Annotated in this window: 10 protein-coding genes; all 10 read right to left on the bottom strand. The window is 36.0% G+C overall.

Annotated features, from left to right (window positions below; genetic code table 11):
* Positions 1-496, bottom strand: a 496-nt coding sequence (locus Q0E71_RS06025) for a YlmH/Sll1252 family protein (protein ID WP_294797007.1), incomplete at its 3' end; no start/stop codon positions are given.
* Positions 496-948 (bottom strand): cell division protein SepF, encoded by a 453-nt coding sequence (locus Q0E71_RS06020; protein WP_294797005.1) that lies wholly within the window; start codon positions 946-948, stop codon positions 496-498. The genes Q0E71_RS06020 and Q0E71_RS06025, both read right to left, overlap by 1 nt.
* Positions 949-958: 10 nt before the next feature.
* Positions 959-1,648, bottom strand: coding sequence for a YggS family pyridoxal phosphate-dependent enzyme (locus tag Q0E71_RS06015; protein ID WP_294797003.1), 690 nt, complete (start codon positions 1,646-1,648; stop codon positions 959-961).
* The gene (locus Q0E71_RS06010; protein ID WP_294797001.1) at positions 1,648-2,874 is read right to left on the bottom strand and encodes an HlyD family efflux transporter periplasmic adaptor subunit; all 1,227 of its coding nucleotides are present in this window, start codon (positions 2,872-2,874) and stop codon (positions 1,648-1,650) included. The genes Q0E71_RS06015 and Q0E71_RS06010 overlap by 1 nt, the downstream gene beginning before the upstream one ends.
* Positions 2,861-3,868, bottom strand: a complete 1,008-nt coding sequence (locus Q0E71_RS06005; RefSeq protein WP_294796999.1) for an NAD(P)H-dependent glycerol-3-phosphate dehydrogenase — start codon at positions 3,866-3,868, stop codon at positions 2,861-2,863. Before Q0E71_RS06005 ends, Q0E71_RS06010 begins: the two co-directional genes overlap by 14 nt.
* A 9-nt stretch (positions 3,869-3,877) precedes the next feature.
* Entirely contained in the window at positions 3,878-4,471 is a 594-nt protein-coding gene (plsY, locus tag Q0E71_RS06000; RefSeq protein WP_294796997.1) for a glycerol-3-phosphate 1-O-acyltransferase PlsY, read from the bottom strand.
* On the bottom strand, positions 4,471-5,784 hold the full coding sequence (der, locus tag Q0E71_RS05995) for a ribosome biogenesis GTPase Der (RefSeq protein WP_294796995.1): 1,314 nt from the start codon (positions 5,782-5,784) through the stop codon (positions 4,471-4,473). The genes plsY and der overlap by 1 nt, the downstream gene beginning before the upstream one ends.
* A gap of 268 nt (positions 5,785-6,052) precedes the next feature.
* Positions 6,053-7,294: a serine hydroxymethyltransferase gene (gene glyA, locus Q0E71_RS05990; RefSeq protein WP_294796993.1), complete on the bottom strand. Its 1,242-nt coding sequence runs from the start codon at positions 7,292-7,294 to the stop codon at positions 6,053-6,055.
* A 24-nt stretch (positions 7,295-7,318) separates the two neighbouring features.
* Positions 7,319-7,747: a SoxR reducing system RseC family protein gene (locus tag Q0E71_RS05985; protein ID WP_294796991.1), complete on the bottom strand. Its 429-nt coding sequence runs from the start codon at positions 7,745-7,747 to the stop codon at positions 7,319-7,321.
* Positions 7,734-8,233 (bottom strand): ThiF family adenylyltransferase (locus tag Q0E71_RS05980; protein WP_294796989.1); only part of this gene is annotated, 500 nt, incomplete at its 5' end. The genes Q0E71_RS05985 and Q0E71_RS05980, both read right to left, overlap by 14 nt.

Here is an 8,233-nt window from a genome sequence, read left to right as displayed (position 1 = left end):
CTATAGGCGTAGCTAAATCAATTACTTCTAGCTCCACGCCATAGTTTTTTATCTTCTCAAGATTAAGTAAAACGTAATCCAAAATCTCGTTTCTGATGTAAAAGTATATAGCTTCGTCATTTATAATGATGTCGCCGAGCTTCTCCCTCTTGATGCCAAGCGAAAGAAGTGAGCCTAAAACGTCTTTGTGAGCGATGTCATAATCTTTTTTATCTATCTTAACTAGACTTACATAGTCAGCCGGATTTACCTCGTCCATGTATTCAGGATAAATTAAAATAGCCTTACTTTCAGAATCTTCATTCCCAATAAGGCTAAAACTTATAGTATCATAAGTATTGATAAGTGAAGTGAGTTCTTTCACTTCAAAAGGGTTGTAGAAGTCTGTGCACTCAGTGGACTTAGTCCTTGACACTATCTCACAAAGATCTATAACCCTTCTTGCAATCTCTTTGTTCTCAGTACTTATATGATCTAAATTCTTTGACTTATTCATTAAAATGGAAACATGCCTCTGTTTTTAAGTTCGTCTTTGATACCGTCTATAGCAATGTTCTTTGGCGCTAAAACAAAGATGTCTCTTGTAACTTTTTGAATGCTTCCGTCAATAGCATAGATACCGCCATTGATAAAGTCAAAAATTTGTCTCTTTACACTTGCTTCTAGTTGTTCAAAGTTAACAACAACTGCCTTGCCTAATCTTAAGTCATCGATAATAAGCGGTGCTTCGTCATAGCCAAGTGGTTCTTGTACTGTGATAATCATTGCTCCAGTCTTTCTTTGAATAGGAACAATATTTTCCTTTTCCTTCTTCTTTGAGAAGAAAGATGATTCTCTTTGTGGTTCTTCTTCCACTACTTCATCCTCTTCTTCGTCATAGTATTCCTCATCGTATTCGTCGTCATCGCCAAAGCCTAAGAAATACTTTACTTTGTCCATAAAAGCCATAATAAACCTCCTAATAATTTCTTTCGCCAAATATCTTTGAGCCAATCCTCAATATATTTGATCCTTCTTGTATTGCTATTTTATAATCATGTGTCATACCCATGGATAGATACTTTAAGTCAACATTGTCAAAATTCTTTGCCGCCAGCTTTTCCTTTAGCTCGTAAAGGCCTCTGAATGTGTTTCTAACAACAGCCTCATCCTCTGTGAATGGCGCCATCGTCATGAAGCCCACGATATGTAAGTTCTTGTACTCGTGCATCTGCTCTAGGACCTTTTCTACTTCATCCTTATAAAAGCCGCTCTTTGACTCTTCCTTCGAGATATTTACTTGCAATAAACCATCTAGCTCCATATTATTATTTGCTAGCCTCTTGTCAAGTGCTTCGATGAGGCTTAGGCTGTCAAGTGAATGAATCAGCTTTATCTTGCCTAGAAGCTTGTTAATTTTGTTCTTTTGAAGGCTACCTATCATATGAAAATCAAAGTCATCCTTTAAAGCGTCATACTTTTCTTCTATCTCTTGAACTTTGTTCTCGCCAATCTCTTTTAGGCCAAATTCTTTTATCTCTTTGATCCTCTCTACATCAACAGTTTTTGTTACTGCTAAGAGCTTTACTTCATCTTTCTTTCTACCTGCAAGATCAATCTCTTTGTCAATAGACTCTAAAAGATCTATTAAATTTTCTCCTACACTCATTATAGTATGTCGCCCTCCTTTACAGTAGATGGAAATACCACAACTTCGTCATAATATTTTATGCTCTTAAACTTTAGTTTCTTATACTTCATAAGACCGTTATCGTCAGTCCTCATAACGTAGATGTTGTCACGGTCGCTGCCAACTAAGAGCACTCTTTTGTATCTTATAGTATTATCTATGTCTTTTATATATACCCCTTTTTCGCTTCCCCTATCAACTAAGGCGCTTTTTGGTAATTTAAATGTCTTGTACTCGTCAAAAATAATCTCCATCTTAGAAAATCTATCCTTATAAAGCTCGGATATTCTCTCTCTTATGTTTAATAGAAATTTATAAGTATCTCCAGTTTTTTCTTTCTTAAGTACCCTCGCATATGTCTTTGTTCCTGTTAGATCCCACTCAATCAGTACTACATCATTAACCTTGATATCTTCAAGCTTTTTATCGTCTGAAAAAGCAAGTATATTCATAGAGAAATTATCAAGTATCTTGAAGTTATCATTGCTCTTGCCTTGGTTTAAGCTGTAGCTCTTGCTATCTTCAATCAAATCCTTCTCGAATAAGGCATCAAAATTTTCATTCGTATACTTATCTTCAAGTCCATCGATAAAGTAGCTAACTATACCCGACATCGACACTTTTACGGCTGGAGCCTCACTTCTCTTGCTTTCGTTTAACTCGTCCTTCATCTCTAAAAGTTTGTCAATGGAGTAGTTTTTAATACTTTCGTAGTATTTATCCTCTTCATCTTCACTGCTGTTTAATATTTGAGAAAGATCTTCGTATCTCTTTTGATTTATGCTTATCTGTAAAGCCTTAATCTTTTTATTCATAGCCTTTTGGTCAAAGCTCTCTTCGCCAGAGGTATCATAATCAAGATCCTTTAGCCTTTTATTTATTGCATCAATCTTTTTATCAATAAGATCGTTAGCGCTCTTTGTTACGCTTAAGTTTTCAAGACCTCTTTTTACCTTTTCGCCTTCTTTGGCTTGTGTTGTGAAATAAGAATGTCTTCCTGCTTGATAAACTTCTTCAGTCTTAATAAGCGCTGAGTTCATCGCAACCGAGTTATAAAAAACTTCTTCAACAGGCGTCTCAGTCTTGATATCCTTTTTAAAGAAGGATGTGATTATGGTGTTAAAAGCTATGATTATAAATATAAAAGCAACTAGCGCTCCTAAAAAACTTGAGAAGCCTTTGCCGTTCTTCTTATCTATCTTCATACTTTTCCATCTCGTGCTTAAGTGGTCTACCCATAAGCTCAGCTACAACGCTGTCTAGAGGGTAGTCTTCGTATAAAAGTTTATACATCATATCAACTATAGGCATTTCTACAGAATATTTTTCCTTTAGCATATAAGTCGATTTAGTAGTCTTTATGCCTTCTACAACCATGCCAACCTTGTCAATGGCGCCATCTGTCGAAAGGCCTTCGCCTATATATACGCCACAAGTTTTGTTCCTTGAGTGCTTACTAGTGCAAGTAACGACCAAGTCACCAATGCCAGCAAGTCCATAGAACGTAGAAGCTTTTGCGCCAAGAGCAAGTCCAAGCTTAGTTATTTCGTGTATACCTCTTGTGATAAGAGCTGCCTTAGTGTTGTCACCATAGCCTCTTCCCTCACATATACCACTTCCTAAAGCAATAATGTTTTTAGTTGCTCCAGCAAGTTCAACGCCTAAAAGGTCATCGTTAACGTATACTCTAAAATTATCGCTTGAAAATACATCTTGAATTAATTCTGCATCAGATACAGATTTTGAAGCGCTGACTATGGTTGTCGGTATGCCGACAGCAACTTCCTCTGCATGTGATGGACCAGATAGTGATACAAATCTTCCCTTTGGATTAAATTCATAGAAGACTTCGCTCATAGTCTTAAGTGTAGCTATCTCAATACCTTTACTAACATTAACAAAGATCTTATCCTCATTAATATAAGCTTTAATAGTCTTTAAAACATTTCTAAGCTCTTGACTTGGTACCGCAAGTACAACGATATAAGCGTCTTTAACCGCTTCTTCTATATCGTTAAGCAAAACTATATTCTCAGGAATTTTAACTTCTTTCAAATATTTTTTATTCATACGAGTTTCTTTTATTAAATTGTAAGAATCCTTATTTCTAATATATAGACTTAATTCTTCTTGACTCTTTGCTAGGTGTATAGCTAGGGCTGAACCAAAGCTACCTCCACCTATAATTGAAATTTTCAAAACTCTGCCTCACTTTTTAAATATATAAAATTTATTTTCTTCTCCTTTTGCTAGTCTATGAATGTTCTTAGCATGCCTTATTATGCCAAGAGCGGCAATTGCAAAGCTAAGAATTACAGCTAAATTTATCTCTTTAAACTTAAGCCATGTGCATACAAAGAAGCCTATGAACATAAGTAAAGACGCTAATGAAACGTATTTTGTGATCAAAACTATAATAAACATTAAAACTACAATCGCTGCTCCAAGCTTATAGTCTATGGCAATTATTCCGCCTACAGTTGTTGAAACGCCTTTGCCTGCGTTAAAATTTAAGTAGAATGGAAAATCGTGGCCAAGAACCGCGCCTAGTAAAGCGATGTACTGAGCATAATCTACTTCAAAGTATCTAGATAGATACACAGCTAAAGCGCCTTTAAATACGTCTAAGAGCAGCGTGATTATACCAAGCTTTGCTCCCAATACTCTAAACGCGTTAGTAGCGCCAGCATTGTTGCTTCCGTAGTCCCTAATGTCCTTCATCCTAAATATTTTGCCTAAGATGTAAGAGTTTGAGACCGAGCCGATCAAGTAAGAAAGAAGAAATAATATTACGACCTTCATTACTCGCTCCTGTTCTTATAGTTTATGATTATGGATGTTCCCTCGAAAGGATAAACATTTCTTATTTGGTTTTCCAAAAATCTTGTATATGAAAAATGTGTTAGCTCCTTATCATTGACAAAGATGGTAAACTCTGGTGGCCTAATGCCTGACTGTGTTGCGTAAAGTATCTTAAGCCTCTTACCTTTGTCTGATGGTGGTTGATTGATTAGTGTCGCGTTTGCGATTATGTCATTTAATAAACCAGTTGAAAGCCTATGGCTATATGATTCATTTATTTCCATAATCTTGTCAATAAGCTCATCTACCCTCTTACCAGTTAGTGCCGAAATAAATAATATTGGCGCATATGATAAGAACGGCAGATTATTTCTAAGGCTGTCAGTAAATGTTTTCATAGTCTTCGAATCTTTTTCTACTATATCCCATTTGTTAACGCAGATGATTATGGCCTTGCCTTGATTGTGAGCGTAACCAACTACTTTTGAGTCCTGCTCAGTAAAGCCTTCAATCGCGTCTATCAAAAATACACAGACATCAGCTCTATCAACACTTGAAAGCGTTCTAACTTGCGAGTATGCTTCAACAGATGAATCTACTCTAGACTTCTTTCTAAGCCCTGCTGTGTCAATGAACATGAATTCTTGGCCTTTTATATTGATATATGAGTCAATCGCATCCCTTGTAGTTCCAGCGATGTCAGTTACTATAACTCTTTCTTCGCCTAAGATTCTATTTGTTAAAGATGATTTACCAACATTTGGTTTTCCGATAAAAGCTACCTTTAATAAATTTTCCTTCTCTTCAAAGTCTCTGTCTTCAGGGAAATTCTTTACTATCTCATCAAGAAGGTCCCCTATACCAAGGCCTTGTTCAGCCGATATTGATATCGGTTCGCCTAAAGCAAGTTCATAAACACTGTAAAACTCATCTTTTATCTTGCCTTCAGTCTTATTTGCGACTAAAATAACCTTTTTATTTGATTTTCTTAATATATTTGCAATCTCATGGTCAAGTGCAGTGGCAGGATTCTTGCCATCAACTACAAATAGTATCACGTCAGAAGCTTCGATAGCGATGTTCGCTTGCTTCCTTATGTTTGACATAATCTTGTCATCGTCGAAAGGATCAAGTCCACCAGTGTCGATGATGTCAAAAACGTGTTGTTGCCAGCTTGCTTCAGCGTATATCCTGTCTCTTGTTACACCAGGTGTGTCTTCAGTGATAGATATTCTTCTACCAACAATCTTATTAAATAAAGTTGATTTACCAACGTTTGGTTTGCCTACTATACTAACTACAGCTCTATTCATACAGACACCTCCTTATCTTAATTATTATAACACAAAGGCAGGCAGTTTTCAACACTTTAATATCTATTAAGAGATATATTTTCTCATTAATATAGAATTGCTTATACAATTTAGATTAATATCGATTTAGCTATATCGTTTTAAGCGTAAAACGACTTTTCTATTTTATGAATGACGCTCCTATCAATATGGCAATCAATCCATTTACAAGCATAAAAAAAAGAAGCGAAAGATATCTTTCGCTTCTAATATAATATTTATTCGTTTTTTAGAATATACCTTCATACATTGGGAATCTCTTGCAGATGTCTGATACTCTTTGTCTGATTTGTTTTCTGTCGATTGATGTATCAAATGTATCTCTGAAGATTTCAGCAACTTCTCTCATTTCGTCTTCTTTGAATCCTCTAGTTGTTAAAGCTGGAGTACCAATTCTGATACCGCTTGTAACGAATGGAGATTCAGTTTCATTAGGTATAGTGTTTTTGTTAACTGCAATACCGATTTCACCAAGCATTGCTTCAGCTTCTTTACCAGTGAAGCCTTTCTTCTTGATATCGATTAAGATTAGGTGGTTATCTGTACCGCCTGAAATTAATCTAAATCCGTATTTATCAAGTTCCTTAGCAAGTACTTGAGCATTGTCACAGATTTGCTTGCAATAATCTTTAAATTCTGGTTTTAGTGCTTCACCAAATGCAACTGCTTTTGCAGCTATAACGTGCATTAGTGGTCCACCTTGGATTCCTGGGAAGATAGCTTTGTCAAGCTTCTTAGCGTTTTCTTCTCTACAAAGTATAGCTCCTCCTCTAGGTCCTCTTAGTGTCTTATGAGTTGTTGTTGTAACGAAATCTGCATAAGGTACTGGAGATGGATGGAAGCCTGTAGCTACTAGACCAGCGATGTGTGCCATGTCTACCATTAGCATAGCGCCTACTTCATCAGCTATTTCTCTGAATTTCTTGAAATCGATGATTCTTGGATAAGCACTTGCACCAGCTACTATTAGCTTTGGTTTTTCTTTTAGAGCTATTTCTCTAACTGTATCATAATTGATAACTTCTGTCTTTGAGTCAACGCCATAAGCTGCGAAGTCAAAATATGTTCCTGAGATATTAACTGGTGAACCGTGTGTTAAGTGACCACCTTCGTTAAGGTTCATACCTAATACTTTGTCGCCAGGTTTTAGTATAGAGAAGTAAACACCGATATTGGCATTAGCTCCTGAGTGTGGTTGAACGTTTGCGTGTTCTGCGCCAAATAATTTACAAAGTCTATCTCTAGCAATGTTTTCAGCGATGTCAACTACTTCGCATCCGCCATAATATCTCTTTCCCGGATATCCTTCAGCGTACTTGTTAGTTAATTCACTTCCCATTGCTTCCATAACAGCTTTTGAAACGTAGTTTTCAGATGCTATCATTTCAAAGTGATCTTGTTGTCTGTCATGTTCCCTTTCAATGACATCATAAATCTCTTTGTCTGTCTTTTTTAGATTGTCAAAATCCATGTTAATTTCCTCCCTTTAATTTAATTAATTTAGCTTACTTATGATTAATAAATCATTATCCTCGTTAGAATATCTTTTATCATATGACTTAACTATGACTAAAGATATTAATAGTAGGACTACACCTATTATTATACTATAAAAATCAGGAACTTTAAAGCTTAATTTATTAAAAATATAGTTTGAAGCAAAAATTCCTATCAAAAATGCTAGTAATGGTACTAGATAAACCATCATTACCCCTCTAAGCATCTTTCTTGAATCGACTTTTATAGATACTAAATCGCCTACATTGTAATTTGCTCTTGGCTTTGCTTTAATTATGTGCTCTTTTGCTTCGCAGCCAGCCGCACACGATTCGCACGAGCCGCAAGCCGAGTCCCTCTTCATAGAGATGAGCATTTCGCCAGCCTCTATCTTAATAATTCTACCTATGCTTTCATTTTCTTCCATCTAATAGGTCGTTAACAAGCTTAGACGCAATTAATAAGCCGCCTGTAGCTGTTACAAAGGATATCGACCCTGTCACCACCTTACCATCATCCTTTAATTTTTTCTCTATGGGTAGTTCTTTTGAATAAACTACATTTATCTTCTTCTGTACTTTTTTATCTATCTTTTGTCTTAATTTTCTTGCTAATGGGCAGACGCTCGTCTTATCAAGTGTTGATATCTCAATCTTAGTTGGATCAAGCTTGTTGCCGCAGCCCATGGCGCTGATAATCTTTATATCTTTTTCAATACAAGTCTCAATCAGCTCAATTTTATTTTTCAGCATGTCAATGGCGTCTACTACATAATCGTAGTCTCTATCAAATATCTCATCGTTTAGCTCTTTTGAATAAATCTTGTCTATGCACCTTATATCGAGTTCGTCATTGATCTTAAGAAGTCTTTCTCTCATGACATCGACTTTCTTCATGCCAATGGTGTCTTCAA

Source organism: uncultured Fenollaria sp. (assembly GCF_934202865.1).
Classification (GTDB): domain Bacteria; phylum Bacillota; class Clostridia; order Tissierellales; family Peptoniphilaceae; genus Fenollaria.
This window is presented reverse-complemented; position numbering and strand designations above follow the sequence as displayed.

Excerpts from the sequence above, each read along its gene's own strand:
- Q0E71_RS06010 (WP_294797001.1), bottom strand. The coding sequence starts at position 2,874 with ATGAAGATAGATAAGAAGAACGGCAAAGGCTTCTCAAGTTTTTTAGGA.
- der (WP_294796995.1), bottom strand. The coding sequence starts at position 5,784 with ATGAATAGAGCTGTAGTTAGTATAGTAGGCAAACCAAACGTTGGTAAA.
- Q0E71_RS06015 (WP_294797003.1), bottom strand. The coding sequence starts at position 1,648 with ATGAGTGTAGGAGAAAATTTAATAGATCTTTTAGAGTCTATTGACAAA.
- glyA (WP_294796993.1), bottom strand. The coding sequence starts at position 7,294 with ATGGATTTTGACAATCTAAAAAAGACAGACAAAGAGATTTATGATGTC.
- Q0E71_RS06020 (WP_294797005.1), bottom strand. The coding sequence starts at position 948 with ATGGCTTTTATGGACAAAGTAAAGTATTTCTTAGGCTTTGGCGATGAC.
- plsY (WP_294796997.1), bottom strand. The coding sequence starts at position 4,471 with ATGAAGGTCGTAATATTATTTCTTCTTTCTTACTTGATCGGCTCGGTC.
- Q0E71_RS05985 (WP_294796991.1), bottom strand. The coding sequence starts at position 7,747 with ATGGAAGAAAATGAAAGCATAGGTAGAATTATTAAGATAGAGGCTGGC.